The organism is Sphingobacterium psychroaquaticum (assembly GCF_900177625.1).
Taxonomy (GTDB): domain Bacteria; phylum Bacteroidota; class Bacteroidia; order Sphingobacteriales; family Sphingobacteriaceae; genus Sphingobacterium; species Sphingobacterium psychroaquaticum.
Map to the genome: position 1 here is coordinate 58,677 of NZ_FXAU01000005.1, position 25,895 is coordinate 84,571.

Annotated in this window: 29 protein-coding genes and 1 tRNA gene; 10 read left to right on the forward strand and 20 right to left on the reverse strand. The window is 41.8% G+C overall.

Annotated features, from left to right (window positions below; genetic code table 11):
* Positions 1-2 precede the first annotated feature (2 nt).
* Positions 3-623: a futalosine hydrolase gene (mqnB, locus tag B9Y69_RS13170; protein WP_085473449.1), complete on the reverse strand. Its 621-nt coding sequence runs from the start codon at positions 621-623 to the stop codon at positions 3-5.
* 64 nt (positions 624-687) lie between these two features.
* On the opposite strand from mqnB, the gene B9Y69_RS13175 reads away from it, so the two are divergent.
* From B9Y69_RS13175 to B9Y69_RS13210, 8 genes are all read left to right on the forward strand, one after another.
* The gene (locus tag B9Y69_RS13175; RefSeq protein WP_085473450.1) at positions 688-1,098 is read left to right on the forward strand and encodes a 6-pyruvoyl trahydropterin synthase family protein; all 411 of its coding nucleotides are present in this window, start codon (positions 688-690) and stop codon (positions 1,096-1,098) included.
* A 25-nt stretch (positions 1,099-1,123) separates the two neighbouring features.
* Positions 1,124-1,756, forward strand: a complete 633-nt coding sequence (gene folE / locus B9Y69_RS13180) for a GTP cyclohydrolase I FolE (RefSeq protein ID WP_085473451.1) — start codon at positions 1,124-1,126, stop codon at positions 1,754-1,756.
* Positions 1,757-1,889: 133 nt separating this feature from the next.
* On the forward strand, positions 1,890-2,525 hold the full coding sequence (locus B9Y69_RS13185; protein WP_085473452.1) for an O-methyltransferase: 636 nt from the start codon (positions 1,890-1,892) through the stop codon (positions 2,523-2,525).
* Between the two features lie 22 nt (positions 2,526-2,547).
* On the forward strand, positions 2,548-3,291 hold the full coding sequence (locus tag B9Y69_RS13190; RefSeq protein ID WP_085473453.1) for a glucosaminidase domain-containing protein: 744 nt from the start codon (positions 2,548-2,550) through the stop codon (positions 3,289-3,291).
* A 7-nt stretch (positions 3,292-3,298) separates the two neighbouring features.
* Complete coding sequence (locus tag B9Y69_RS13195) at positions 3,299-4,150, forward strand: glucosaminidase domain-containing protein (protein ID WP_085473454.1); 852 nt, start codon at positions 3,299-3,301, stop codon at positions 4,148-4,150.
* Between the two features lie 62 nt (positions 4,151-4,212).
* Positions 4,213-4,974, forward strand: coding sequence for a hypothetical protein (locus tag B9Y69_RS13200; protein WP_144036577.1), 762 nt, complete (start codon positions 4,213-4,215; stop codon positions 4,972-4,974).
* Between the two features lie 6 nt (positions 4,975-4,980).
* A complete protein-coding gene (locus B9Y69_RS13205) occupies positions 4,981-6,018 on the forward strand; it encodes a DUF3078 domain-containing protein (protein ID WP_085473456.1) in 1,038 nt (345 codons plus the stop codon).
* Positions 6,019-6,027: 9 nt separating this feature from the next.
* Positions 6,028-6,918: an N-acetylmuramoyl-L-alanine amidase gene (locus tag B9Y69_RS13210; RefSeq protein WP_085473457.1), complete on the forward strand. Its 891-nt coding sequence runs from the start codon at positions 6,028-6,030 to the stop codon at positions 6,916-6,918.
* Positions 6,919-6,973: 55 nt separating this feature from the next.
* Here B9Y69_RS13210 and B9Y69_RS13215 read toward each other — a convergent pair whose 3' ends face one another.
* From B9Y69_RS13215 to B9Y69_RS13240, 6 genes are all read right to left on the reverse strand, one after another.
* Positions 6,974-8,659, reverse strand: a complete 1,686-nt coding sequence (locus B9Y69_RS13215; protein WP_085473458.1) for a sodium:solute symporter family protein — start codon at positions 8,657-8,659, stop codon at positions 6,974-6,976.
* Between the two features lie 105 nt (positions 8,660-8,764).
* Entirely contained in the window at positions 8,765-8,962 is a 198-nt protein-coding gene (locus B9Y69_RS13220) for a hypothetical protein (RefSeq protein ID WP_085473459.1), read from the reverse strand.
* Positions 8,963-8,974: 12 nt separating this feature from the next.
* Positions 8,975-11,416, reverse strand: a complete 2,442-nt coding sequence (locus B9Y69_RS13225) for a PIG-L family deacetylase (protein WP_234991241.1) — start codon at positions 11,414-11,416, stop codon at positions 8,975-8,977.
* A gap of 399 nt (positions 11,417-11,815) precedes the next feature.
* Positions 11,816-12,073, reverse strand: a complete 258-nt coding sequence (locus B9Y69_RS13230; protein WP_085473461.1) for a DUF6952 family protein — start codon at positions 12,071-12,073, stop codon at positions 11,816-11,818.
* Positions 12,054-12,368, reverse strand: coding sequence for a thioredoxin family protein (locus tag B9Y69_RS13235; protein WP_085473462.1), 315 nt, complete (start codon positions 12,366-12,368; stop codon positions 12,054-12,056). The genes B9Y69_RS13230 and B9Y69_RS13235 overlap by 20 nt, the downstream gene beginning before the upstream one ends.
* A 147-nt stretch (positions 12,369-12,515) precedes the next feature.
* Positions 12,516-13,148 carry a peroxiredoxin gene (locus tag B9Y69_RS13240; RefSeq protein WP_085473463.1) on the reverse strand — a complete coding sequence of 211 codons (633 nt, stop codon included), beginning with the start codon at positions 13,146-13,148 and terminating at the stop codon, positions 12,516-12,518.
* A gap of 264 nt (positions 13,149-13,412) precedes the next feature.
* Here B9Y69_RS13240 and B9Y69_RS13245 point away from each other — a divergent pair.
* A tRNA-Arg gene (locus B9Y69_RS13245) sits at positions 13,413-13,484 on the forward strand.
* 20 nt (positions 13,485-13,504) lie between these two features.
* Here B9Y69_RS13245 and B9Y69_RS13250 read toward each other — a convergent pair.
* Positions 13,505-14,053, reverse strand: a complete 549-nt coding sequence (locus tag B9Y69_RS13250; protein WP_085473464.1) for a chromate transporter — start codon at positions 14,051-14,053, stop codon at positions 13,505-13,507.
* Between the two features lie 15 nt (positions 14,054-14,068).
* Complete coding sequence (locus tag B9Y69_RS13255) at positions 14,069-14,593, reverse strand: chromate transporter (RefSeq protein WP_085473465.1); 525 nt, start codon at positions 14,591-14,593, stop codon at positions 14,069-14,071.
* A gap of 359 nt (positions 14,594-14,952) precedes the next feature.
* On the opposite strand from B9Y69_RS13255, the gene B9Y69_RS13260 reads away from it, so the two are divergent.
* Positions 14,953-15,837, forward strand: coding sequence for a helix-turn-helix domain-containing protein (locus tag B9Y69_RS13260; protein WP_085473466.1), 885 nt, complete (start codon positions 14,953-14,955; stop codon positions 15,835-15,837).
* 6 nt (positions 15,838-15,843) lie between these two features.
* Here the strand turns inward: B9Y69_RS13260 and B9Y69_RS13265 are convergent, their stop codons facing one another.
* From B9Y69_RS13265 to B9Y69_RS13315, 11 genes are all read right to left on the reverse strand, one after another.
* The gene (locus B9Y69_RS13265) at positions 15,844-16,650 is read right to left on the reverse strand and encodes a DUF2490 domain-containing protein (protein WP_085473467.1); all 807 of its coding nucleotides are present in this window, start codon (positions 16,648-16,650) and stop codon (positions 15,844-15,846) included.
* An 8-nt stretch (positions 16,651-16,658) separates the two neighbouring features.
* A complete protein-coding gene (locus tag B9Y69_RS13270; RefSeq protein ID WP_085473468.1) occupies positions 16,659-17,552 on the reverse strand; it encodes an urea transporter in 894 nt (297 codons plus the stop codon).
* Positions 17,553-17,577: 25 nt separating this feature from the next.
* Positions 17,578-18,369 (reverse strand): urease accessory protein UreD, encoded by a 792-nt coding sequence (locus B9Y69_RS13275; protein WP_085473469.1) that lies wholly within the window; start codon positions 18,367-18,369, stop codon positions 17,578-17,580.
* Positions 18,370-18,371: 2 nt separating this feature from the next.
* Positions 18,372-19,010 carry an urease accessory protein UreG gene (gene ureG, locus B9Y69_RS13280; protein WP_085473470.1) on the reverse strand — a complete coding sequence of 213 codons (639 nt, stop codon included), beginning with the start codon at positions 19,008-19,010 and terminating at the stop codon, positions 18,372-18,374.
* Positions 19,011-19,143: 133 nt separating this feature from the next.
* A complete protein-coding gene (locus B9Y69_RS13285; RefSeq protein WP_085473471.1) occupies positions 19,144-19,833 on the reverse strand; it encodes an urease accessory protein UreF in 690 nt (229 codons plus the stop codon).
* A gap of 3 nt (positions 19,834-19,836) precedes the next feature.
* Positions 19,837-20,334 (reverse strand): urease accessory protein UreE, encoded by a 498-nt coding sequence (locus B9Y69_RS13290; protein ID WP_085473472.1) that lies wholly within the window; start codon positions 20,332-20,334, stop codon positions 19,837-19,839.
* 17 nt (positions 20,335-20,351) lie between these two features.
* Entirely contained in the window at positions 20,352-22,073 is a 1,722-nt protein-coding gene (gene ureC / locus B9Y69_RS13295; RefSeq protein WP_085473473.1) for an urease subunit alpha, read from the reverse strand.
* On the reverse strand, positions 22,070-22,444 hold the full coding sequence (locus B9Y69_RS13300) for an urease subunit beta (RefSeq protein ID WP_085473474.1): 375 nt from the start codon (positions 22,442-22,444) through the stop codon (positions 22,070-22,072). The genes ureC and B9Y69_RS13300 overlap by 4 nt, the downstream gene beginning before the upstream one ends.
* Positions 22,445-22,461: 17 nt before the next feature.
* Entirely contained in the window at positions 22,462-22,764 is a 303-nt protein-coding gene (ureA, locus tag B9Y69_RS13305) for an urease subunit gamma (protein WP_085473475.1), read from the reverse strand.
* A gap of 172 nt (positions 22,765-22,936) precedes the next feature.
* Positions 22,937-23,290, reverse strand: coding sequence for a hypothetical protein (locus tag B9Y69_RS13310; RefSeq protein WP_144036578.1), 354 nt, complete (start codon positions 23,288-23,290; stop codon positions 22,937-22,939).
* Between the two features lie 168 nt (positions 23,291-23,458).
* On the reverse strand, positions 23,459-25,894 hold the full coding sequence (locus B9Y69_RS13315) for a TonB-dependent receptor (RefSeq protein WP_085473477.1): 2,436 nt from the start codon (positions 25,892-25,894) through the stop codon (positions 23,459-23,461).
* Between the last annotated feature and the right edge of the window lies 1 nt (position 25,895).

Here is a 25,895-nt window from a genome sequence, read left to right on the forward strand (position 1 = left end):
AATTAGCGGATATTAATAACGATTTCTTTTATAAAAGTGTTCAGGTTGGAGACTGCGGAGCCAATTTGCCAGGCGGCTCTGTTTCTTGGTTCAATGTAATTTGAAACGGCACGAAATTGCAGGACAGGTATTCCCTCGTTGTTTGAAACATAGAAAACGGCAACACCTTCCATGGACTCAACAACATTTCCTGTCGGGTAATCCGATTGAAGTTGTTGGATACTCTCTCTTCGACCATGTACCTTATTAACGGTAATACCTTCTGCAGCTGGGACAGAGGGCAAGGTTAAGTTTTTACGCGGTAATACCTGTGGGTAAACAGATGTTCCGAAGCCAAGGGTTTCGATAGAAATAAAGGCGTCATTGTCCTCTGCCCCAAATTGAAATATTTTATCGTTTTGTATCTGATAGACCGTGCCTAATGTTGCTTTTGGGTCTAAAATGCCGCCAATCCCAACATTGATAACAAGATCATATTCTTTCTTCTGAAGGTGTTTGGTTAACGCAAAAGTCGTGGCTAACATCCCCACGCCTGTTATGAGATAGTCGATCTCATACGCTTCGAAAAGAGGGATGGATGCAGTAATTTCTGGTTGTGTTGCTGCTACAAACAGTACTTTCATGGTGTTACGTTGGATTGTCGTGGTGAAGGTACTAAATTATACTTTTTAACAGTATCTTTGTTGCATGATTTACATCACTAGACGTGAAAGATTTAGCGCGGCTCACCGCCTCTTTCGTGAAGAATGGTCGCAAGAGCAGAATGAACAAGTGTTTGGCAATTGTTCCAACCCAAACTGGCATGGGCATAATTACGAGCTTTTTGTTACGGTCAAGGGAGACGTTAATCCGGAGACGGGTTTTGTGATCGACTTGAAGGTGATGAAACGTATTATCTTGGAACATGTAGTCGATAAACTAGATCATAAAAACGTCAATCTTGACGTCGATTTTATGGCGGGCAAAAAGGCATCTACCGAGGTAATTGCTATTGCCATATTTGATGTTTTGAAACCATGGTTTGCAAAAGAAAATGTAGTACTTCACTGCGTTAAATTACATGAAACAGAAAACAATTATGTCGAGTATTTCGGCTAATAAAGCATTATAAATAAAACTAAAAATGAGTAATCTAACACCTTTCGACGACGAAGAGCAGAACGGTTATATCAAGATCGATCAATATAACTCGAAACAAGTTGAACATATTGCAGGCCATTATCCTGATATATTGCGGGCCATTGGAGAAGATCCTACCCGTGAGGGCTTGATTAAGACACCAGAGCGCGTAGCAAAGGCTTTGCAATATCTAACACATGGTTACGATGTAAACGCAGCAGAACTGCTTCGTAGTGCTATGTTTGAAGAAGATTACAGCCAAATGGTTGTGGTAAAAGACATCGAAGTATACTCCATGTGTGAGCACCATATGCTTCCATTCTTTGGGAAGGCACATATTGCTTATATCCCGAATGGACATATCGTCGGGTTAAGTAAGATCCCACGGGTGGTGGATGCGTTTGCTCGCCGTTTACAAGTACAAGAGCGTTTAACCAATGAGATTCGTGACTGCATTCAAGAGACGTTGAAACCTGCGGGTGTAGCTGTTGTTATTGAGTGTAAGCACATGTGTATGGCGATGCGTGGTGTGCAGAAGCAAAATTCGGTAACCACCACATCCGCTTTTACGGGCGCATTTCAGAATGATGTTACACGATCTGAGTTTTTACGCTTGATTACAGCATCGTTACATTAAGCTTTTTTTACGCTAAAAAACGCTATGTATTGACCAATACATAGCGTTTTTTATTGTTTATTGATAGGCTTCCATTCATTAATTTATGTTAAAATTCTTTCCTTTTTAGGATTGCTTCGTTACTTTTGTTCTTATGCTTGAAAATGAAGATGCGTTACATGCTTATTTAGAAAAGACTTGTGACCCGGAGAATGAGCTTTTAAAGCGCATAAAAAGAGAGACTTATCTAAAAGAGACAATGCCTCATATGTTATCCGGACATTTTCAAGGAAGAGTTCTTTCTATGTTGTCAAAGCTGGTACGTCCGAAACGTATTTTAGAAATCGGAACGTTCACAGGTTACGCAACATTATGTTTGGCAGAAGGGTTGGAAAAGGGCGGTTTACTGTACACCATTGATATCAATGAGGAACAAGAGGAGCGCGTACAAGGGTATTTCGATTCTTCTATTTATGGTGATCAGATTGATTATCGTATAGGAGATGCCGCAGATATTATCACGCAGATAGATGGAGGTTTTGATCTCGTGTTTATTGATGCCGATAAAAAGCGAAATCTATTCTATTTCGAAGCGCTTGTAGATCGTGTTCCTTCAGGAGGATTAATTTTGATTGATAATGTGTTGTGGAAAGGGAAAGTCTTGGATGAGAACCCCGATAGTCAAACAAAAAAGATAGTAGAGCTAAATGAAACATTGGCGAGAGATGAAAGAGTTGAGAAGCTCATTTTGCCAATTAGAGACGGGCTTTTTGTGTTACGCAAAAAGTAATTGTTGAACTAAAAGTAATATTATGCAAAAAACAGGTATTGGTAAATACATTCTTGTATTACTAATGTTTGTGTTCACTGTCAAGATGACAATTGCACAAAAATTTTCACCCAGCAGCTACATCGCTGAATACAAAGAGATGGCGCAGCAACTTATGACAGAAACAGGTGTTCCCGCATCTGTAATTTTAGCAGTAGCTATTCACGAAAGTGCTTACGGAAACAGTCGCATAGCAAAACACCTCAACAATCATTTTGGCGTTAAAGGAAGAAACAGTAGTAGAGCTATTCGTTCTGCATACAAAGGTTATTCTTCGGTTAGGGACTCCTATTTAGACTTTATTGATTTGTTGCAGCGCAGAAAGTCTACGAGTAGTCTTTTTGACGACCATTCGCAGGAAGATTATAAAAGTTGGGTACGCGGTATTGCACGCTCAGGGTATTCTACGACACGGGATTGGTCTTCTAAGGTATTGGCGACGATCAATCGTTATGATTTAGATGAGTATGATCGCGTTGAAACATTGGGAGAGACATCTGCCTTAGCCCAAACAAATGGTGCACCCAAAGAGGATATTCTCTTGGCGGAGATGAATAAGAACGCCACAGCCAATACATTTGATGTTTTGAATGTACTTGTGGTAAAGAAAGGGGATGATACTTTGACGGCATTGGTGAAGAAGTATAACTCGTCGACCGAGGTATTGAAAAAAAGAAGTAAATTAGCTTCTACAAAGTTATCGGTAGGCCAAAAACTATTGCTATAAGTAAAAAATGAAAAAAATATTCCTGTTGTTCCTGACGGTTTCAGTCTTTTTGGGCGCCTGTTCGTCGTCTAAAAAAGTTGTTTTAAAATCACCATCAGGCGGCAAAGGTGCTATAACAGGAAAGACGGGTTCTACGTCGTCAAAAGGACAAAGCGGGGGAACAACCCAGTCCGGTAAGTCGTATGTGGAGCGTTATAAAACGATCGCGATCGAAGAGATGAATACCTATGGTATTCCAGCGAGTATTAAGCTTGCTCAAGCTATCTTAGAATCTGGGAGCGGAAATAGTTACCTCGCCCAGAATGCCAACAATCATTTTGGAATTAAATGTGGAGGGGTGTGGAACGGTAAATCTGTAACACGTCCTGACGATAATATAAACGACTGTTTTCGCGTGTATGATAATGCGGAGCAGTCGTTTAAAGATCATAGCCAATTCTTGCTCAGGAAGCGCTATGAGCGACTTTTTCTGTTGAATAAGAACGACTATAAAGGATGGGCTCGCGGATTAAAGGAAGCCGGCTATGCAACAAATCCAAGGTATCCTGAACTGCTCATCGATTTAATAGAGCGCTATGAGCTCTATCAGTATGACCGCGGAGAGAAGTCGTATGTCACGAAAGAGAAACGAGAAGAAAAGGTGGAATTACTTATTGCGCAAAAGGCTGTCGATGAACCGAAGGTAAATACGGAAGAAATCAAAAGTGCAGTGGCGATGGTTATCCATGAGGTAAAGAGCAGCGATACCTTATATGCGCTCAGTAAGAGATATAATGTTTCGGTCGATCAGATTAAAGCCTTAAACGGATTGTCTTCAGATAGCATTTCTGTGGGTCAGCTACTTGTTATCTCCAAGTAGTCAATTGTATAAAATTTGTTAAAAACACAAAAGTTATTATTCTTTCGTTTAGTTTTACAATTGTGAAAATTATACGGAATATCATACTGTGTCTTTTCTTGTATAGCTGTCCTGTTTTAGTTTTTGGGCAAGCTTTCACTGTGCAGGGAATTGTGTTTGACAAAGACAGTAATCAACGCGTGGGTAAGGTCTTTGTGAAAAATGAATCCACACGAGAGAACATCTTTAATAATGCACGAGGTGAATTTGAAATTAGCGTTAGTGTCGGTGATAAGATTGTTGCAGAAAAGGAAGGATTTTATGGTGACACGATCCTGTACACCGGGCAAAAGATCTTGCTTATTTATGTAGCGCGAAAAAGCATCTATATACCCGAAGTGCGTGTTGTGGCTCGGCGTTCTCCTGAGGAGATCTTAAAGCAGAGAAGAGAAGATTTTAGTAAGGCATACAAGCTTTCGGATCCGGGGAGTGTTTTTAGTGTTGGGCCCACCGGGGCGGGCGTGAGTATCAATGCTATTTATAGTTTATTTAGTAAAGAGGTAAAGCAGGCGAAACGGTTGACAAAGGTTATTCAACAAGAGTACGAACAGAATGTGATCGACTCTAAATTTACCCCCGATCTGGTTTCCAATTTAACGGGACTTTCGGGAGAGCAGCTGAATAATTTCATGATTAATTATCGTCCGACCTATTATTTTGTCCTAGCTGCCGGCCCGTATGATCTGACGTCTTATATCCAGAGCAAGTATGAAATGTTTAAATTAAATCCTAACTTGCGGCTTTTACCGAAATTACCCGATTTAGATTTAGAAGTTAATAATTAAGTAGACATGTTTAACAAAGTAAAGTTACTTCTTGTCCTGTTTGCCGCTAGTGGCTCAAGCATCGTTTCAGCACAGGTTGATTTAAAAGATCTCCGTGCAAAGCCCGACACCAGCATTGTAAACAGCAAAGATTCGCCAATGTCCAAGTTGAATAAATTGCACGTTCCTATTCCGAAATTAGACATGACAGTTGACTATTGGAAACACTGGACAAAATTTGGACTGAATGCGAACCAGGCTTCTTTTAGTGATAACTGGAGTGCAGGGGGAGTAAACTCGGTAGCATTGGGCGGACTGGCTTGGCATAAATCGGAATACAATAAGAATAATTTTCAGTTTGTGACGGAACTTGATTTGAAATATGGTAAGATCAAGAATAAGGATCAGCTGGCAAAAAAGAATAATGACCGAATTTTTTGGGATAATAAGTTAGCCTATAAACTCTCTAAAACATGGGCTTTATATGTTTCCTTGACCTTTGAATCACAATTTGATCTCGGATACACGTACGATAAGGATAGCGATGGGAAAGAGCGGATTAAGGAGTATTGGTCTAGTTTTATGGGACCAGGATACTTTACGGAGTCTTTCGGTTTGGAGTATAAGCCGGATAATACCTTCTCTTTGCGTTTGGGTACAGGTACTGCCCGTCAGACATTGGTGTTGGATAGCCGGGTTAAACCCTTGACAATCGCTGAGTATGCTGAAAAATATCCTGAAAATAAACCGATCACAAAAGATCAAGAGAAATTTGGACTAAAACCAGGACAGTCTTTCCGGAATGACCTCGCTTTTCAGTTGACGGCGAACCTTGATAGAAACTTGGCAAAGAATTTGAACTTAAAAGCAAGGTACAATATGTTTGCCGATTATAAGGAGCTAACAGATCCAGATCATCGTTTGGATGCAACCTTAACGGCAAAGATAACGAGCTTAATCAATGTGTCCTTGTCGGGCATTATGGTGTACAACTCGGGTGAAGCATCCAAAATACAACATAGCCAGGCGTTGGCGATGGGCTTAATGTATACTTTGCCACGATAAATAATGTAGATGAGAGGAATTATCGGTTTATGTTTAGTGAGTGTGTTTGTTAGTTGTGCAACCAAAAAAAAGGTAACGCCGCAACCCACGAAAGCCCCCATTATTGTAGTCGATAGTGCCAAAATAAAAGCGGAAACGGTTCAAGTTCCGCAAATACAGAATCAAGATCCTGAAGAGACGAGCCTTCCTGTAATTTTAACAACGGAAGATCGTGTTCGCCTGATGATGCGTGAGGGAATAAATAAGCAGGCAGATTGGACCGAAGCGATGCATTATGACCTTCGGAAACCGAATTATGTCATTATTCATCACACGGCACAGACCAGTATAGCGCAAACCATTCGTACATTTCAGGTGCCCCATGCAAAAGTATCTTCCCACTATGTTATTGGTCGCGATGGGCAAGTGGTGCAGATGCTGAATGATTATCTGCGTGCCTGGCATGCCGGACGATCTAAATGGGGGAATATTACCGATATCAACTCGATGTCGATTGGTATTGAGCTAGATAACAGTGGTAAGGAGCCTTTTTCAGAAGCACAGATCAGTGCTCTGTTGACTCTCTTGGACACACTGAAGACCAAATATCAGATTCCTTTTACCAACTTTATTGGGCACGCTGATATTGCTCCTACTCGGAAAGATGACCCCAGTGTTTTTTTTCCATGGAAGCGACTTGCACAAAATGGCTTTGGCGTGTGGTACGATGAGTCAAACCTAGAAATGGTTCCAGAGAACTTTAATTATGTAGATGCGCTTCGTATCATTGGTTATGATGTAACGAACCTCAAGGCGGCTATTACTGCATTTAAGCGTAAATTTATTGTCGTGGATGTTTCGGACACGATGACAGCGTATGATAGGCGGATTCTATATAATGTATACCGACGCTATTTTTAGGTTAAGTAGTGAGCGTGTAAAGAGGTTGTTAGGAAGGACTCAAGCACTTTTTGTTTTATACGGCCACTTTCCTGCGTTCTAATAGATACCCAAAGAGAATCACACAGATACAACCGACAAGGTTTAACCAGAGGTAGGCCAATACATCTGCTTTCCATATGGAGAAGACGACAATTTCTGATAGTATCGCGGCCCAAAACACAGCCTTTCCTCCTATTTTCTTAAAATAGAAAGCAACCAGAAAGATGCCTAGAATGGTACCGTAGAAGAGCGATCCCAATATATTTACCGCCTCCAAAAGGTTTCCTAGTTTACTGGCAAAGAGAGCAACAACTAACGCTGTTATGCCCCAAAAAAGCGTAAACAGACGAGAAGCTATCAGGTACGTTCTGTCGGTTCCCGTTTTATTAATGAATCGTTTATAGATATCGATTACAGAGGTAGATGATAAGGAATTGATCGCACTTGCTGTTGCGCCCATAGAGGCTAAGAAAATTACGGCGATTAGGAGCCCAATAAAGCCTTTAGGGAACGTGCTGGTGACAAACGACAGAAAGACATAGTTATTGTCATTAAGCTCTACATCGGGGTTGTTCTTTTTCATAAGCGCCTCCAAATCTTTGCGGAGCTTCTGTCCTTCTATATTTTTCTGTTGTAAAGCTTCGCGTTTTACTTGAACGGCGGATTGGTCATCCTTTTTTAGTGCAACGGTTAAATCTTCTACAATGGCTGTTTTATGGGCACTTAATAGCTCATGTTGCGCCATAATACGGTTGTACTCCCCACGGTGTGCGCTGTTTTGTATTTTTTCTACCTCCACATTGTTGAAAAACAAAGGTGGTGTATGAAATTGATAATAGGCAAAAACGAGTACGCCGATAAGCAAGATACAGAACTGCATCGGAACCTTTAGCAGGCCATTCATCAGTAAGCCCATTCGTGACTCTCGTATGGATGCGCCAGTAAGGTACCGACCAACTTGACTTTGATCTGTTCCAAAATAAGAGAGCTGCAAGAAGAAACCACCGATTAGTCCAGTCCATACCGTATACTGGTTGTTGAGGTCAAAGCTGAGGTCAATGGCATTTGTTTTGCCCGATTTTCCTGCGATGTGTAAAGCATCTTTGAAACCAACATGTTCTGGAAGGAGCTCAATCACCATAAAACCTGCCGCAAATAAAGCCGTAAAAATAATTCCCATTTGTAATATCTGGGTGTATGATACTGCTTTAGTGCCGCCCCATACGGTATATAAGATGACCACACTGCCAATTATTAACGTGGTATAAGTAACATCTAGGTGCAGGATGCTGGACAGAATGATAGAGGGTGCAAAGATGGTGATACCGGTGGATATACCGCGCTGAATTAAAAAGAGAATGGCGGTAAGAACACGGGTTTTACAGTCAAATCGTTGTTCTAGGAATTCATAAGCGGTGTATACTTTAAGGCGATGGAAGATCGGAACAAAAGTAATACAGAGGACAATCATGGCTAAGGGTAGCCCAAAATAAAACTGTACAAAGCTCATTCCCGAAGAGTAGGCTAAACCAGGGGCTGAAAGGAAGGTAATGGCGCTCGCTTGGGTTGCCATAACGGAGAGGCCGACATTGTACCAAGGAAGCTCTCTGTCGCCAACGATAAATCCGTCGATATTTTTAATGCCACGACTTCTATACATGCCGTATACGACAATAAGTAGGAGCGTAAAAAAGAGTACTATCCAGTCAATAGTACTCATGCAAAATATCTAGTAAACCAGTACATGTATAAAATACAGACAACTAACCATGCGAACACAAGGATATAGAACTGGTTCCAGTTTTTAACAAAAGGAGGTAATCCCTTATCTGTCATGCGATTTGTGTGGAAGAAAAACGCTAACAAAGAAAATAGCGAATACTAAACCAACAATGATACCCGTAATGAAACCTAAAAATGTTCCACACGTAACAATTGAGATCAATCCACCAAAGATTGTTCCTAACAAAAGGATGATTCCTTTAGCATTTACAGTCTCGTTTTTTTCTACTTGATTTTCCATTATAAATATTCGTTATTGTTCTTTTGCTAACAAATTTACAAATAATCTATTAGCTCCGGCAACTCCGGCAGGCAATTGTCTGAAAAAAGATAAGGAAGTATAGACAAATTTGCCTTTTCCTTGGCGTTCTATCAGTAGTGACCCGCTATGTGGCGCTTCGTTACTGTCGTTCATCGATAGTGGTGTGCGATAGCGGGGTGCTATCTTTTCAGCGAAGTACAGCCCGCGCTCTTGTATCCAGTGATCAAAATCCTTTTTTGTAATCTTGTTAGGGAAGTTTAAAGCAGGGTCTTTTGGGTCATTAAATCGTACTTCTGCATCTTCTTCCGTGACACGTGCGCGCGAAATCGTAAACCCTCGTGATGCAAAATCTGCTTCGGCAAGGTTTGAGTTTACGTTGTACTGTATTAGAGTCACCCCACCATTTTTTACGTATTCGTCGATTATGGGCATTTTTTGCGCTATATTTTTGTCGATATTCATGACTCGGACGCCCAATACAATAGCATCATATTTTGAAAGCAAGGTCGGAGTGATATCAGGCGTTTTAATGAGGTCTACCTGTATACCTAGTTCGCGTAAAGCTTCTGGAACGCGGTCTCCTGCCCCCATAATGTATCCTACTGTTTTTACAGGGTTAATGATGTCAATCGGTTGTAAACGAATCATGCCCTCTGGAAACCATGTTTGGGTTGGAATATGTGTATAAGCAATTTCGTGGACGGCCTTCAAAGGTTTGCCATCTATTGAAAAAGATAAGAGTGAGGGTTCTGGTTGCAAGGAGGTGTTGGTCAAATCAAATTCCTGTGTAAGCGTTGGTTGATCTGCTTTAAAGTTTAATTTGATTTGTGCTGGAGAGATGGTCCACCCTGCTCCTTCAATTTGCGGTTCTATGGTTTTTTGACTATCTAGGGTTGCTTGATTCAAAAAGGTAACTGTTATTTTCTTGCGTTCTCCTTTTTGGGCAAGTAGAACAGGTTGATCCAAGCCGACAGCAATTGCAGGTCTTACCTGAACATACTCATGCACGTCGCCACGTACCGGGTCGAGGTATTTATATTGCAGTGGCTCAACAAGTGGAATTTCAATTCCGCCAATCTCTAGCAGGATATTTACAGCCGGCAAATCAGGGTTCATTGGAAAGCCGAAATTAGCGGGAAGAACCTCAAATTTCCCCAGTGTGTGCGGTTTGGCTAACCAATAGGGCTGTGTATAGGTTTGTTGTGCCAGTTGTCCGTTGAACTTAGTTACACTATTTCCGACAAGCGTCTGCTGTATATTTTCGCCGTTGATATAGGAGATGCAAGCTTGTGTGTTGGGGTTACGAACAATAATTTCCGCTCTAAAAGGAATACTTTCCCCTTGTGTGTAATATGGTTTTTCGACGAGGGCTTCGACTTTCATTCCTGCACAAGCAAGCAATAGGCTTTCTACTTCTTTGGTTTTTCTTTCTTTCCAATAGGTGTTGTCCAGTTTTTGGATCAGGTGCCATATTTGCGCGAGTTGGGGTATTGCCCCCGCAGGATTGGTCGGATTATATGTCTCTACCAACCTGTCGATTGCCTGTTGAACAGGTCGGCCACCAGGTATACGTGTCCAGCTGATATCTATTTGATCAAATAGATCTTGTTTGGCTATAGCGCCAGCGACATGTTCAAACGATTCAATAGTTTGTCCGTTCGTTGCTGCCGACCCAAACCCTTGGCTCTTATGCTGAGAGCGGCTTAAGGCCGATAATTCGCCGTAAGAATGGCCTAATAGTGGATTAAACTGACCAATATCAATTTTTAGCTGATTAGGGCTGTCTCCCTGCATACGCATAAAGTTTGCGGTATTCCAAATTAGACGCTTAGCTTGCCAAGGCTGTAACTCTACTAGTTGCTCTGGAAATGCATTTGGATCAGCCGCTGCATCGAAGGCTTTACGTGCTAACATGGCCGAAGCTTGGTGGTGCCCATGGCCGCCACGTTCATCGGGTGGAAAGCGTGTAATGATAACATCGGGTTGAAGTTTACGGATAATCCAAACCGCCTCACGTAATACTTCGTGCTCATTCCAAAAGCGAAAAGTTTCGGCATGCGTCTTGGAGAAACCAAAATCATAGGCCGATGTAAAGTATTGTTCGCCACGATCGATTTTTCGTGCTTGCAGCAGTTCTTGTGTCCGTATAAGTCCCAGCTCTACCCCCTGTTCGGTTCCGATGAGGTTTTGTCCACCATCTCCCCGAGTTAGCGAGAGGTAGGCTGTGCGTACTTTCCGCTCGGAAGCGAGGTAAGCAATCAATTTTGTATTCTCATCATCAGGGTGGGCCGCAAAGTACAGCACAGAACCCAAGGTGTTGAGTTTTTCCATTTGCAGTTGTATGTCGGCGGCATGCATCGGTCGGTTGGTCTGGGCCAAAGATTGCATGATCATTAGACCATAAAAGCACAAGCTGAAATATCGTTTTTTCATCCGTAAATAAATGTTTATAAGCGTTCATCTTCCTGCCTCAGACTTTACGTTCGGCAGTGGCGGTTCCTGAAGATAAACTTACATAAAAAAATAGGCAACAGCTATTTTGTAAAAGCTGTGAAACAATAAGGGGAATCAAAAAACTTTGATTCCCCTTACCAACAATTAAAAATCTTTGTCTAAAACTTCACATACAACCCCTTGAATTTGTGAAAACATGAAGTGATACTCGCTGATAGTTTTAAAAATAGTAACCTTTAGTACTAGTAAAAATAGCGTTAATAAGTTTTAAAAGTTACGATATTGAAAAAAAACTTTTCCACACTCCCTGAGTTTTAAACAGCAGGGTTATAATGGAAAAGTTTTAATGTGCGTTTATCGTCGCGAGAACGCTGAATATTACTGGTCTATCGATCCTAGTACCCTTTTCATAAAGTCATTTAAAGCTTCTTTTTTTGGGGTACCTTCTTTTATTAGTTTGTCCACCTCCACGGCCCCATACAGGTTCGATATAAGTTCACCGATAACATCGAGCTCTTCATCTTTTAATGCGGGTGATTCCGTTAATGCTTCTAATGTTTCAATCGTTTCATGGACAAAATCTACATCATTCTGTTCAATGAAATCAAGCAGGTGTTTAATTACTGGTAGCTTCATTTAATAAGTCGATTAAACCGTCAATTTTATTTGTTTGTACCTGGTTCACAAATTTTCCGTCTTTGAAAGCGGCAAAAGTAGGCAGGTTGTTTACATTCGCCAACTGGCGTGATTCTGGAAATTTCTCTGCGTCCACAATCACAAAGTAGACATTTTCATTTTCTGTCGCCATTTTTTTGAATTTTGGCTTCATAATTCGGCAGTTACCACACCATGATGCGGCATACTGTACCATCACTGTTTTATTGCTGTCAATAACCTCTTGTAGGCTATCAGTCTCTAATTCATGTAACATAAGATTATTTTTCTTTAAAGTGGAACGTACTACTCGCCCCGGAAATGGGCGGATTTCTACAGGCTGTTTGCCTTTTCTCGGAGCTTGTTTAAGTAGGTTGTTACGTGTTTCTAGCGAACACGTAACAACCTCTTTGTGTATTAGAAATTAGTTTGCAGATAGGTATGTAGCAACACCTTCGCGGGTAGCATTCATCGCATCTTTACCTTCTTCCCAGTTAGCAGGACATACTTCACCGTGTGTTTGAACATGTGAGTAAGCATCTACTAAACGGATATATTCTTTTACGTTACGTCCAAGTGGCATATCGTTTACTGACTCGTGGAATACTTTTCCTGTCTCGTCAATTAAGTAAGTCGCACGGTAAGATACCGCTGATCCTTCAACCAAAGTACCGTATTCCGGGTGCTCAACTTCTGTCATTTCTAAAATACCTAACACGCTAGATAGGTTACGGTTTGTATCTGCAATAATTGGGTACTCAACACCTTCGATACCACCATTATCTTTCGCTGTATTTAACCAAGCAAAGTGTACTTCTGCGGAGTCACAAGATGCACCCACAACGATTGTGTTACGTTTTGCAAATTCTGCAGCTGCTTCTTGAAATGCGTGTAATTCTGTAGGGCAAACGAAAGTAAAATCTTTAGGGTACCAGAAAAGTAAAACTTTCTTGCCTTCGCTTTTTGCTTTTTCAAAAATGTTAAGCTTGAAGTTGTCACCTAAATAATCAATAGCATCAACTGTAATGTTTGGAAAATTTTTACCTGTAAAACTCATAATATTATATATTTTTTCTTTTCTTGTGTGTTACAAATTTACGACTTTTATTAGTCGAAAGCCAATCGAAAGGCTCTATGAGTTATTGTTAAAATCTATTACGTGATTAATGTGACTATCGATAATGATTATATAAAAAAAAGAACAAAAAGTTTACATTTGTAATGCTTTCGAAAAGAGTAACGTAGCTTTTGGCCGCGTAGTTCAACGGATACCTGCCTGCCGGCAGGCAGGGAATAGATGTTGACAATGTATTTGAAAAATGGCCCCGTAGTTCAACGGATAGAATAGATGTTTCCTAAACATTTGATAGCAGTTCGATTCTGCTCGGGGCTACAATACTCAAAAACAGTTGTTTAATAAATAATCAATCCCAACACTGCTGCTCCCGAAAGAATCAGCAGCGGATGCAGCTTATATTTAACAGAAAGAACCAGCGCTCCCGCAAAGAGAATGACGCTAACATAATCTATAAAAGATTCTTCAGAGACTAAAGATAATGCAGCAAGGGCAATCAACGATACACTTAGCGGACGTATGCCCAGCATAGCGTGCGAAAAAAACCTGTTCGATCGGAATTTGATAAAGAAATAAGAAATCACCGAAATCATAATAAAGGACGGCAAACACAGTGCAATAGTCGTCATCAAAGCTCCAAGGATACAGACCAATTGCGGGTATCCCAAATTTGCTAAGGCATTGTATCCGGCATAGGTTGACGTATTAATGCCAATTGGACCCGGCGTCATTTGCGAAATAGCGATAAGATCCGTAAATTCTTGGTTGGTCATCCATCCATTACGCGTCACAACCTCTTCCTGTATCATAGAAAGCATAGCATAACCACCCCCAAATCCAAACGTCCCAATTTTGATAAAAGTCCAAAAAAGCTTAATAAAGATCATGATTTCAATTTTTGATTATTTTTTTAGTTCGAAGTAGGCGATTCCTCCGAGGCATCCGGCAATAACAATCCATATTGGTGAAACGCCAAAAAAACACATAAGTATGAGTGCAGCTGCCGGTAAAAGCAACTCTTTCGGCCCCATTTTATTGACCTTAATCGCCATATAACATGGCGCTGCGACCAAGGCAACGACAACAGGGCGCAATGCTTTGAAAGCTTTGATTACATATATATTGTCCTGAAATCGGGAGAGAAACATAGCGATGAAAACGATAATTGCAAAAGGAGCGATAATTGTTCCTAGTGCTGCGACTATTCCTCCTCTGATGCCGCCGATCTTGTATCCCACTAAGGCTGCAATATTGGTTGCGAAAACACCAGGAAGTGATTCCGTGATCGCTAGTAATTCGTAAAACTCATGATGTGTTAGCCAGGCTCTAGATACGATATCTTTTTCAATCAGCGGAATAACAGCATAGCCGCCACCAATAGTAAAAAGGCCTATTTTTGTAAAAAGAAAGAAAAGTTTGAATAGCATTAAAGATGTAGTTTTTGAGCTGTTTTGAGTATTTAAAAATACGGAAAATCAGCTTGTTTAGGCAACAAATAAAGTAACGATTATACCGTCAAAACGATGTTTTTACCCGTAGAAATGCCCCCCTATCGGATGTCTGGAATTAGGTGGTTGATGATGTTTATTTTTCAAAAGCGCTCCGTGTGAACCGCTTCATACAGAGATGTCGTTGGTGGGAGAATCGCTGGGAACGAATCGGTGTCCGGAAGATGTAAATTATTTGAAATGAAATGGTTAAAGACTGTGATTAAACGTATCTTTGTTTAGGCCGATTTTCCTGGTGTTTGCTTAATGCTAGGTGCGGGTGTAAAGGATCAAAGAAGATGAAGTCTGCCATAAAGATTATCAGTAATTACGAATACAAGAAATTATTCTTGCCCGATGTTAGCGATCATACGTTGTTCAACGAGAGTAAGATACAGGTATATAGGATCGAAAACTACCTGCGCAGTATTCTGATGCCCGTAGTTCCTTACCGGACGACCTTTAACTTCTTAATCTTTGTGACCAAGGGGTCACTTACGCAGCATTTAGAAAGTGGGTCTTATACCCTGACCGCGCAACAAGCCATCAATATTAAACAGGGAAATATCACCGCCACCTTATCGCTTTCCGATGATATTGAGGGATTCTTTGTGGTGTATGAGAATGAAATTGTTACAGATATTGCTTTAGGGATAAACGATATCAAGTTTTTCAACTCCAACCCTTTTATAACATTGAAACCGCACGTTGCAGAGTGGGTCAAACGCATTTTGCTGTTGTTGGAAGATGAGCTTTATACAGAAGGGAAGCAGATGGATATCTGTGTGTCGTTATTGCAGAGTGCTTTGCTTAAGATTATACGTACAGATATCGAGACACGTGCACCCATGAGCCGACAGCTGGATATTGCTTTTCGCTTCCGTGAATTGGTACAGCGATTTCATATCGATCATAAAAATGTACTCTTTTACGCAAATCTCCTCCATATTTCGGAGAACTACCTCAATAAATGTGTAAAGGAGGCGACAAATAAACCACCGAAGCAATGGATCAATGAGATTAGTATCCTGCATAGTCAGATTCTACTACAGGATGCTACCCGCGATATTGCAGGCATAGCCTTTGAATTGAAATATCAGTCGCCGTCCTATTTTACACGTCTGTTTAAAAAGATCACAGGCTATTCTCCTAGTGACTACAGGAAACATAAATTTTTAAGCTAGGTTCGCCTATGGTTTATCATGAAATGGTAAATCCCAGACCAGGTCCATTGCCAGGTAATGTATGCCTGCTTTTGCCTGATGGTTGCCGCGAATTAAATTGTTCACATAACCGACATCCATAGAAAGGTCGCTGCGCGGTATTTTGAATTGATAGTATATACCTAGTCGTGTCTCTTTATAAGCATATGGTGTCCATTGCTTCTCTGCTTCGTTCATCGCACTTGTCGCGAGTAAACCTTCCGCGCTCAAAGCCAAAGACTGTTTATTTTTTGATGAGAGGGTATATACAAGCTGACTTTTAATACGCGTGCGCAACTGGAAATTTTCTTCTGCTTTGCCAAAATCCGAGGTGAAAAATTTGCGAAACTCTTGTCGTACGGTATTGGTCCATTTCCAACGGCCTGCGGGTATGATATAGGCGTATCGACCGTAAGCTCGAAACTCCTGCTCTACCCCCTCTCCATCATAGGGAGCGCTGCTCGCGTAAGCATTCTGTCTCCGGTAACTCAAAGCATAACTGTATTGTTGATGCTTCGTAAATCGATGATAGTACTCGTGATTGAGAACAAGGATTGCTTGGTTGGAGAAGGGATTATTTGCTTCCGGCGTGCTTTTACGACCTAACCCAATATAGGTCATGTGTTGCTTTGTGCCGAGAGAGTCGAGTTTTTTGCGTACACCAAAAGCCGCCCAAAATGCAGTCTTGGCTTTACCAAGACCCGGTGGACTTATTTGTGCATTGGTGATGTTCCATGTACCGATAAGCACCATGAATACAAGCCCAACCTTACGTGATATAGATTTTAAATACATAGTAAAAATTAAATTTGTTCACCGCGGAGTATGTTCCATTTGTTAACAACCCAACGGTCTACCCATTTTATTGGACCAAGCATCCACATGGCGACGACGAATGGAAAGGTTAATGTTGTCCAGCCTCCGTGCAGCATAAAACGATCTACATAGGTTGCGATCACGACAGTAACGAGAACATATAAACCGTCGCGTATACGTTGTCCACTCATTGCAATGCCGCATAGCACAGCGTTAAAGCTGAAAGTGCCATTATTGATGAGGCTTTGCGATTCGTTGCCATAATGCGAAAGGTAGATACTGACAATAACGGCTGCAAAGCCATATAAAGCGGCGATTGGTTCGCTGATAAATACCCCGAGGAAAAAAATAAATCCAGCAGTAACACTACCTTGAAAGATAACTTGGCCGAAGGCATGTCCTTCGATTAGGAAGTCATCCATCTGTTTGATATCAACAAAATGCTCGGGAACGGTGCGCATGGCCAGTTCTGGAATACTTAGAACATAAAGTGATATCCATGTTACTGCAATAAAAGGAAATGTGTAAACCGGAAACTTCTTCTGTAGGGCAACGGCCATTAGCATCGCGGATAAAACAGAACCCAAGATAATCGTGACCCAGACCCAGGTGTTTTCTTCGAAATAGAAGACTAATGCAATACCAAACAGGCTGGCATTAAAACCGAATAAGCCATTATTGATATCTTCTTGTTTACATCGCATCAGGTAGGCTGTCGCTATTCCGGTTAAATTGGATAATACGGCCGCTAGCCCCATTAGTGGAGAATCATAAAAGATTGCCCCAATAAATAACAGTCCTGTCCAAGCATTCCCCTGTAGCATAATTTGTCCAAAACCTCTAAAAAAGGCCTTTGTAAAGGCCAGGACTTTATTTTTCATTGTAAAGTTTTTTAATTGTCAGCATCTATTGCAAGAACAGTGCGTCCCATAACTGATTTTGTATATCTTTAAATAAGTCGAACATTGGCTCTGCGCCATGTCCCAGTACGCGTACCATAAAACCTTTTTCTTGCAGTTCGCTGATACCAAAGGCAAGGTCTTCGCGATCACCATATTGTTGGTGAAATTTATCTATCCAAGACAGCACATCTACCCCGGCACTATTTAAATAAAACAGTGTTCCTTGATGTGTGTATCCTTCCAAAATACCCAGACCTTGGATCGGCATCTTATCTGGCTGTAACAATACATTATCTTTCAAGACTAATTTACCTTCGATAAAACATTCTGTTAGGCTTTGAAAGTGATGGTACTGAAAGGATTCTCCAGACATCTTGCGGCCGCAGGTTACAATATCGCTAAGCAACACATGATTGTTCTTCTGTAAATGGATGATATTATGGCTGCGAAAACTGGATGCATTTTGTGGAACTACAGGATGAGGAACAAAAGAAAAGGTTGCGTCTTGTCCTAGGTTGACACGCATGGTTTGCGCAGAGTCACCTTTCATGTGAAACAAACGTTGATATGCTTGCGTTTGTAGCTGAAGTTTGGAACCCTGTGCAATGTCGACCTCTATGTTATGCGTATCGCCATCCAGCAAGCCCGGCGATGAACTCATGATCATCAGGTAGGCCGCTTTATCCTTTTTGTATTGTCCAACAGGTACAATTCGAAAGGGAGGTGTCAGAAAGGCATCCTTTAGAAAGGAATTTCCAGCACGGTGGGCGACTTTAATATTTAACTCGCAAACCATGGCTATCGCAGTAGGTTTGGTTCGTCCACGTCTTGAAGCAGAGCATACTTCTTAATCCAACCCACAATTTCTTCCAACCCTTCCCCTGTTCTCAGGTTTGAAAACAAAAAAGGAGCTCCTTTGCGCATCATTCGGGCATCATGTTCCATTACCTCTAAGCTAGCACCGACATATGGAGCCAAGTCTTTTTTATTGATTAATAGAAGGTCTGATCGGGTGATTGCAGGACCACCTTTTCTTGGCATTTTTTCACCCTCTGCCACATCAATAACAAAGATTGTAATGTCAGCGAGATCAGGGCTATAGGTTGATGATAGGTTGTCTCCTCCGCTTTCGATTAAAATGAGCTCAAGGTTTGGAAAGCGTTCAGCAAGTTCTTCAACCGCTTCGAGATTCATACTGGCATCTTCACGAATAGCTGTGTGTGGGCACCCTCCTGTTTCGACGCCAATAATGCGTTCACGCGGAAGTAAACTATTTTTTGCCATAAACTCCGCATCTTCCTTCGTGTAAACATCATTGGTAATAACAGCGAGATCCAATTCATTTAAGAGTCTTCTGCTGAGACGTTCCAAGAGCGCTGTTTTTCCAGAACCAACAGGCCCCCCGACTCCTATTTTAACGTATTTTCTATTTTCCATTTTTTTGATTTTAAATTGGACAACCAAAAAGGTTAGCCCTGTTTTTTTAACTGTCTTGAGATTGCTGCGCTGTTCCTTCTCGCCATGATGTTTTTAGGTCATCATTCTTGCCGAGATAAAGGATACGCCCCTCTTACGAAATATAAATCCGCGTATAAAGACGTTCATGTTGCATGCAGCGAATATCAAAACCGACATTACATAAACCCACCAGGTGCCGCTCTACCAGTAACGTTTCGGCACACAGTGTTTCGAGGTCATCATGTAGGGCGAAGAGTATATCTTGACCGTCAAGCTGTCCCAATGGAACGAGTTTAACAGCATTGGTAACCATACCGATGGCAGCGTTGTAATAATAAGCATGCATTGCCTCGGCAAGTGGAATTTGTAGCAGACAAGCAAACATGCCATATATAACACAATAGTGACTGTCTACCTTCCTTTGCTTAGCAAGTGTGGCCCAAGCTTCTACCAGGCTATCTTTTTCATAGCGGGTGAATATTTTAAACAACCGTAATCCAAGCTTTTGGCTTGCTTGACGAATTTCCTTGGCACTTTTGAGCGCAGAACACTCCTGATCCAATGCTTGGAGCGAATCGATATCACGAACCATCGTTGCTTCATAGGCGAGCTTCATGATGGCGGCATCGTTATACTTCATGTTGTACCACAGGTTGTGTCGCACGTATTGGTCGGCACTTTCTTTGTCCTGTACTAAACGCATCTGTACATAGGTTTCTAATCCATTTGAGTGTGTATACGCACCAATAGGGAGTGTCGGGTCTGCGAGATGAAGTAGTTTGCCTAAAAATGATTTTTCCATTATTTAATCTTGAATCAGTAGCTTGATTTTTTTTGTTGACTGTTGTACGGTGCGGTGATGTATAGGATCTACATTTGCCGTAAATGGATGCAAGAGTTGCCGTTCAGCTATACTAGGTTGATAGCCTTGTGCTATTAACCATTGGTGCATAGGTTTTTCGTAGGGCAATAGAAGCTCCTCGCCGTTATGAAATAACGGGAGGTGCTTATTGCCAATTTCTGCACTGATGAAGGCCGCTTCTAAAACGTTTTGAGGACGAATGGAGAGCGATTCACAAGCGTCAATCCGAACAACGACAATTTTTTCATCATTCTCGAAAAGTATATCCCCATCGTGTAAAGCCTGCCCGTGACCAAGTAAGCGGATGGCAATCTCCGTGCCCTCTATGGAACGTAGGCGTTGTATACGCTTTGTGGCTTGATACCAAGCAATATGTAGGAAATCTATCTTCTTCGAAGAAGGATTTTTATGAATATTTTGCGTGATCGAAGTGACAATCATCTGTGCGGCATATATAATTAAAACAAGAAGTACAATTGACCCAATGCCACCTCATCTATAGGTTCGCATTTCAAGACTTTGCCATCAATACTTACTTCGTAGTTCTCTGGGTTAACGATAATTTCCGGCGTGGCATCATTATGTATCATATCTTTTTTCGATATGGTTCGACAGCCCGAGACAGGGAGGAGTGTTTTTTGTAAACCATATTCTTCTTTGATACCCTTTTCGATCGAAGCTTTAGAAACAAAATTGAAGCATGTTTCCGTTACCGCTTTACCATAGCCGGCAAACATGGTGCGTACGATGATTGGTTGGGGAGTTGGGATGGAAGCATTGGCATCTCCCATTTTGGAAGCAATAATCATCCCTCCTTTGATAATCATTTCTGGCTTGGCTCCAAATAAGGCTGGTTTCCAGATGACCATGTCCGCAATTTTTCCTGGTTCAATAGAGCCGATGTAATTTGATATTCCATGTGCAATAGCCGGATTAATGCTGTACTTTGCAACATAGCGTTTTGCTCTATAGTTATCATTTCCTTTTCCGGCATCTTCTTCAAGTGGTCCGAGTTGTTTCTTCATCTTGTCGGCGGTTTGCCAAGTGCGTGTAATCACCTCACCAACGCGCCCCATTGCTTGAGAGTCAGAACTCATGATACTAAAGACCCCTGCATCTTGAAGAATATCTTCGGCGGCAATTGTTTCCGGGCGAATACGAGAGTCTGCAAAAGCGACATCCTCTGGAATATCTTTACTTAAGTGATGACAGACCATGAGCATATCGAGATGTTCATCAATGGTATTCTTGGTGAAAGGACGTGTAGGGTTGGTTGATGCAGGAAGAACATTTGGATACATTGCTGATTTAATAATATCTGGTGCATGTCCGCCCCCGGCCCCTTCGGTGTGGAATGTATGGATAACTCGGCCGTTAATTGCTTGCATTGTGTCTTCCAAGAAGCCGGCCTCATTCAATGTATCGGTGTGAATGGCGACTTGCACATCATATTTGTCAGCGACAGATAGTGCACGGTCTATCGTTGCTGGCGTTGCACCCCAATCTTCGTGTATTTTTACGCCTAAGGCACCGGCCTCAATTTGTTCAATAATAGGTTGCTCATTGCCGACGTTTCCTTTTCCAAAGAAACCGAAGTTCATGGGGAAGGCTTCTACCGCTTGAAGCATGCGTTTCATGTTCCATTTTCCTGGTGTAACGGTTGTTGCATTGCTTCCGTCCGCAGGACCTGTTCCGCCTCCAATCATCGTTGTCACACCACTGTATAGGGCGGTCTCAATTTGTGTTGGACTGATATAATGGATATGTGTATCAATGCCGGCAGGTGTAACGATATATCCAGCTCCACCATGAACCTCTGTGGAGGCTCCAATAATCATGTTCGGTGTGATGTTATCCATGGTGTCTGGGTTCCCGGCCCGACCAATACCGACAATCTTGCCGTCTTTGATCCCAATATCTCCTTTTACAATACCCCAGTGATCCAGAATAATTGCCCCTGTTATTACCATGTCAAGGGTGCCTTCTTCGCGCAGGTGTTTGGATGATTGACACATCCCGTCGCGGATTGTTTTTCCGCCACCGAATTTCGCTTCATCCCCATAGCTGGCATAATCTTTTTCAACTTCAATAATTATTTCTGTATTTCCTAGACGAACTTTATCGCCCGTGGTTGGGCCAAATATGGCGGTATAGTTTACTCTACTTACGTTTAAGCTCATGATACTTTGTTTTTAAAGTGGTTTTTCTCCATGCGTTTTAACGCTTCTATCTTGGAGGCGTCTGTTTCGGTATCTCCATTCGCTAGGTCGTTGTGACCGTAAATTTTTCGTTCGCCTGCATATGGGACAAGCTCTATTTCTTTCGCTTCGCCGGGCTCAAAGCGAACGGCCGTGCTGGCAATAATGTTTAGTCGCTTTCCGAACGCCTGCGCACGGTCAAATTCCATCATTTTGTTTACTTCAAAAAAATGGTAATGTGAACCAACTTGGATGGGCCTGTCTCCGGTATTTACCACAGAAAGTTTGGTTATAGTCCTGCCTTCATTGCAGACAATGTCTTCTTCTCTTATAAAATATTCTCCTGGAATCATATTGATAGTATTTGTAATTATCTAACAGGGTTATGCACAGTTACGAGCTTTGTTCCATCCGGAAATGTTGCTTCAATCTGTATATCATGGATCATTTCTGGGACTCCAAGCATCACATCTTCCCGTGTAAGTAATGTGGCGCCATATTGCATAAGTTCAGCAACTGTCCGGCCATCACGAGCGGCTTCTAGCAGCTCACTGCTGATGTAGGCGATCGTTTCTGGGTAATTTAATTTTAGGCCTCTGGCCTTACGTTTTTTTGCAAGCTCACCGGCAAGGTGAAGTAGAAGTTTTTCTGTTTCTCTAGGCAATAAATGCATGATATATACTTTTTAATTAAAAACAAGTGAAAGAGATCTGGAAACGAAGCCATGTTGTATAGCTCAGGTCGCGTTTCCACGAGTGAGGTGTATCTCATTGATTTCCTACGGTTCCCATTCTTTGGAACGAACAAAGGAGATCTTTGATAAAAGAAACGATGAGAAATTTAACCTAACTCAGGAAGGGGATCTTTATGGAATGATAAAGAATGTATTTAGGTTGTAAGACAAGTTGAACAGATCCTTTTTGCGGATCGTCACGTAGTGGTTTCTCCGTTTGCAGAAGAAAGGCAAAGGATAAGAGAAATGTGATGCTTACAAATAGCATCTTTCCCCACTCTTCTTCAGTTGTCGGAAAATTCTGATCGTCAATAATACTGTTCATAAAGGAAGACAATGCATCGGTGAGGAGGTGGTCGGCGGCTGTGCTGATATGCGTTGTGCCAGGGACATCTACATGTGCTGCTGTTCGTACAAAAACCTCCTTTTGGTGGAGGGCAAACCCTAATGCTAGTATGCTTAGCATCCCGATTAGGATTAAAATGTACCGAACATTGGTCTTCATGATATTGACTTCTTATCTTATTTTGATAGCTCAAATTTACGAGCTATTTGGTGTGATCGAATAGCACAAATCTTGACTAGATTAGTCTTAATTCTTCTTAAATCAAGATTTGTGCGTTTTCTAAATGTGTTAAAAACGGTATCCCAAGGATAGCATTAGATGTCGAGGTGCTCCTGGGAAAGCCCGGGTATAATCGAAGGCGCCGACGTAATAATATTTATCAAAGACATTGTTGAGGTTGGCCGCGACTTTTAGTGCGCCTACGTGATAATAGAGTGCGGCATTTACCGTGGTATATTTAGGAAGAAAGCCCCAGGTGTCCAATCCCTGTGCATCTTTACTAATAGGATTGTCCATGCGACGACTGCCGACGTAGTAGACACCAGTTCCAAAGCCAAGTCCTTTTAAGGCATGTGCAGAGAACACGTATTTTACCCATGCTCCGCCCATGTTTTTGGGAGCATTGCCCAGAGGCATGCCGATCTCTGCGGGAATAGAAGATTCTTTGACATCGGTTACATTAAAGCTGTAGTTTCCCATTAGTTGTAACTCTTTTGTAATTTGTCCCCGTAGATCGAGCTCTATACCACGGGAAGTGACCCGGCCAGATTGACGATATATTGGAAAGCCGGTTTCACTCGTTTCGCCTGTTGATACCATCATATTTTCACGCTGAATATGGTATAGGGAAAGGTCCATTTGTAATTGATTTTGGAAGAACCCCGTTTTGAATCCAGTTTCAATCTGATAGCTTCGTTCCGCTGTAAAAGGTTTGTCGGCCCCGTAGTCTTGGTAGTTGGCCACATAATTTGATGCAACAGGGACGTAACCTTGTGCATAACTAGCGAAATAGTTAATTTGATCGTTCAGCGTGTAGGTTAAGCCAAGACGTGGTAGCCAGGCATTTTGTGTGCCGGAGTATGGTGTTTTTACGTCCGGGCTTGATGAATAGTAATGTTCGTGGCGAAGCCCGACGATGAGGTGCAATCTATCGATGGTCAACTGATCTTGAATATAGATTCCTGTACTTCGGTAAGGGCTTAGGAAAGGAAAGGATGCTTGCGGGCGCCAGATATACGAATTCACATCCCGCAAGGCATATGTTGGGTTTTCTAAGTCAAAAGTGAGCGGTACCGCTGTTCCGTTTACCATCATGCTACGAGCCTCCTTTTGCTGGTTATTGGGATCGCCTTTATACTGTGCGTGATCTACGCCAAGAACGATATGTTGGTTGACACGCCCCGTACGCAAATTGTAGTTCAGGTAAGCCACCATATTATCGGTATAATCTTTTAAGCTTTTTTCAAAAAAGCGCATGTTCATCACCGTGTTTTGTGGTGGATTGGCAAACGTGTTGAGTGTACGGTGTTCGTTAAGCTCCTCTTGATAAATAGCTTTGGCATAACTAACATTCAAGGTCAGGTGCGGACCAATTTCCTGTTTCAGACGCGCTGTAAGGGAGATATTTTTTGTACGGTAGAAATCCGATGGTTGGCTCAGTGTAAATGAACGAGATAAAGCATATAGATTATTGCTTTTGATGCCCATTCCACGATCCAGGTAACCGTTGAAATTATCGTATAGCAGATCTACATCCAGCTGTGTGCCTTTAGCAGGTTTAAAGGTAAATGAAGGTGCTATGGCAAAGGTTTTTCGTTGATTTACATCACGAAAAGTCTTGCTGTTTTCGTATCCAACATTAAAACGATATAATACTTTCTTCTCTGCATCAAGGGGACCTCCAATATCGAGGGTACTGCGCATGGTCTGGAAGCCTCCTATGGTGAAATTTACGGCACCATAATGCTCTTCTAACGGTTTTTTAGTAACCATATTGATTGTTCCCCCAGGCGTGATATCTCCAAAGAGGGATGCTCCTGGTCCTTTTAGAACTTCGATACTTTCTAGGTTTATGGTTAAAGGTGGCCGAAAATAGCTTGTTCCATAACCATAGCTGGAACGCAGCCCATTTACTAATCGTAGCCCATTTTCGTAACCACTTTTAAACCCACGGATGGTAAAGTCATCGTATGCTGACGCCTGGTTTACTCCAGCAAGGTCATGTACCATATCCGTAATTAGGAAGGCTTGTTTGTCTTCCATAAACTCCTTGCTAACAACGGATACCGATTGAGGAAGATCTTTGAGTTTTCCGGCAAATTTACCACCAAGTTCTACGCCATTTGTTAGGTACGAGTTGTTGCGCCTGCCAGTCACCAAGACCTCATCGAGCTGTTGATCGTTTTTTACAAGCGTAATAATAAGTCCGCTGGCTGTGTTCCACGTGACACGGTCTAGTGTCGTGGTACTTGGGTAATAACCAACGGCGGTGGCTTTTATCTGAGCCGGTAAATGCATTTCTTTTGAGAACTGGTATGTTCCCATATTGTTGCTCGTTGTTGCTAAATCTTGGTTATCAATGCGTAACGTGACACCGGCAATTGGTTTCCCATCTTCATTGACTGTTTTTCCGAATATTCGAACGGTTCCCTGGGCCTGTACGGTGACAGAAAAGAGAACACTGAGGAGCACTGTAAGTGCTGAAACGTTAAATTTATAGGTCATT

Excerpts from the sequence above, each read along its gene's own strand:
- B9Y69_RS13185 (WP_085473452.1), top strand. The coding sequence starts at position 1,890 with ATGCTTGAAAATGAAGATGCGTTACATGCTTATTTAGAAAAGACTTGT.
- B9Y69_RS13215 (WP_085473458.1), bottom strand. The coding sequence starts at position 8,659 with ATGAGTACTATTGACTGGATAGTACTCTTTTTTACGCTCCTACTTATT.
- B9Y69_RS13255 (WP_085473465.1), bottom strand. The coding sequence starts at position 14,593 with ATGCTATTCAAACTTTTCTTTCTTTTTACAAAAATAGGCCTTTTTACT.
- B9Y69_RS13225 (WP_234991241.1), bottom strand. The coding sequence starts at position 11,416 with ATGAAAAAACGATATTTCAGCTTGTGCTTTTATGGTCTAATGATCATG.
- B9Y69_RS13220 (WP_085473459.1), bottom strand. The coding sequence starts at position 8,962 with ATGGAAAATCAAGTAGAAAAAAACGAGACTGTAAATGCTAAAGGAATC.
- B9Y69_RS13310 (WP_144036578.1), bottom strand. The coding sequence starts at position 23,290 with ATGCTAAGCATACTAGCATTAGGGTTTGCCCTCCACCAAAAGGAGGTT.
- B9Y69_RS13270 (WP_085473468.1), bottom strand. The coding sequence starts at position 17,552 with ATGAAAAATAAAGTCCTGGCCTTTACAAAGGCCTTTTTTAGAGGTTTT.
- B9Y69_RS13315 (WP_085473477.1), bottom strand. The coding sequence starts at position 25,894 with ATGACCTATAAATTTAACGTTTCAGCACTTACAGTGCTCCTCAGTGTT.
- B9Y69_RS13285 (WP_085473471.1), bottom strand. The coding sequence starts at position 19,833 with ATGGAAAAATCATTTTTAGGCAAACTACTTCATCTCGCAGACCCGACA.
- B9Y69_RS13190 (WP_085473453.1), top strand. The coding sequence starts at position 2,548 with ATGCAAAAAACAGGTATTGGTAAATACATTCTTGTATTACTAATGTTT.
- B9Y69_RS13290 (WP_085473472.1), bottom strand. The coding sequence starts at position 20,334 with ATGATTGTCACTTCGATCACGCAAAATATTCATAAAAATCCTTCTTCG.
- B9Y69_RS13205 (WP_085473456.1), top strand. The coding sequence starts at position 4,981 with ATGTTTAACAAAGTAAAGTTACTTCTTGTCCTGTTTGCCGCTAGTGGC.
- B9Y69_RS13175 (WP_085473450.1), top strand. The coding sequence starts at position 688 with ATGATTTACATCACTAGACGTGAAAGATTTAGCGCGGCTCACCGCCTC.
- B9Y69_RS13235 (WP_085473462.1), bottom strand. The coding sequence starts at position 12,368 with ATGTTACATGAATTAGAGACTGATAGCCTACAAGAGGTTATTGACAGC.
- B9Y69_RS13230 (WP_085473461.1), bottom strand. The coding sequence starts at position 12,073 with ATGAAGCTACCAGTAATTAAACACCTGCTTGATTTCATTGAACAGAAT.
- ureG (WP_085473470.1), bottom strand. The coding sequence starts at position 19,010 with ATGGAAAATAGAAAATACGTTAAAATAGGAGTCGGGGGGCCTGTTGGT.
- ureA (WP_085473475.1), bottom strand. The coding sequence starts at position 22,764 with ATGCATTTATTGCCTAGAGAAACAGAAAAACTTCTACTTCACCTTGCC.
- B9Y69_RS13275 (WP_085473469.1), bottom strand. The coding sequence starts at position 18,369 with ATGGTTTGCGAGTTAAATATTAAAGTCGCCCACCGTGCTGGAAATTCC.
- B9Y69_RS13250 (WP_085473464.1), bottom strand. The coding sequence starts at position 14,053 with ATGATCTTTATTAAGCTTTTTTGGACTTTTATCAAAATTGGGACGTTT.
- B9Y69_RS13300 (WP_085473474.1), bottom strand. The coding sequence starts at position 22,444 with ATGATTCCAGGAGAATATTTTATAAGAGAAGAAGACATTGTCTGCAAT.
- mqnB (WP_085473449.1), bottom strand. The coding sequence starts at position 623 with ATGAAAGTACTGTTTGTAGCAGCAACACAACCAGAAATTACTGCATCC.
- B9Y69_RS13240 (WP_085473463.1), bottom strand. The coding sequence starts at position 13,148 with ATGAGTTTTACAGGTAAAAATTTTCCAAACATTACAGTTGATGCTATT.
- B9Y69_RS13265 (WP_085473467.1), bottom strand. The coding sequence starts at position 16,650 with ATGTATTTAAAATCTATATCACGTAAGGTTGGGCTTGTATTCATGGTG.
- B9Y69_RS13210 (WP_085473457.1), top strand. The coding sequence starts at position 6,028 with ATGAGAGGAATTATCGGTTTATGTTTAGTGAGTGTGTTTGTTAGTTGT.
- ureC (WP_085473473.1), bottom strand. The coding sequence starts at position 22,073 with ATGAGCTTAAACGTAAGTAGAGTAAACTATACCGCCATATTTGGCCCA.
- B9Y69_RS13195 (WP_085473454.1), top strand. The coding sequence starts at position 3,299 with ATGAAAAAAATATTCCTGTTGTTCCTGACGGTTTCAGTCTTTTTGGGC.
- folE (WP_085473451.1), top strand. The coding sequence starts at position 1,124 with ATGAGTAATCTAACACCTTTCGACGACGAAGAGCAGAACGGTTATATC.
- B9Y69_RS13260 (WP_085473466.1), top strand. The coding sequence starts at position 14,953 with ATGAAGTCTGCCATAAAGATTATCAGTAATTACGAATACAAGAAATTA.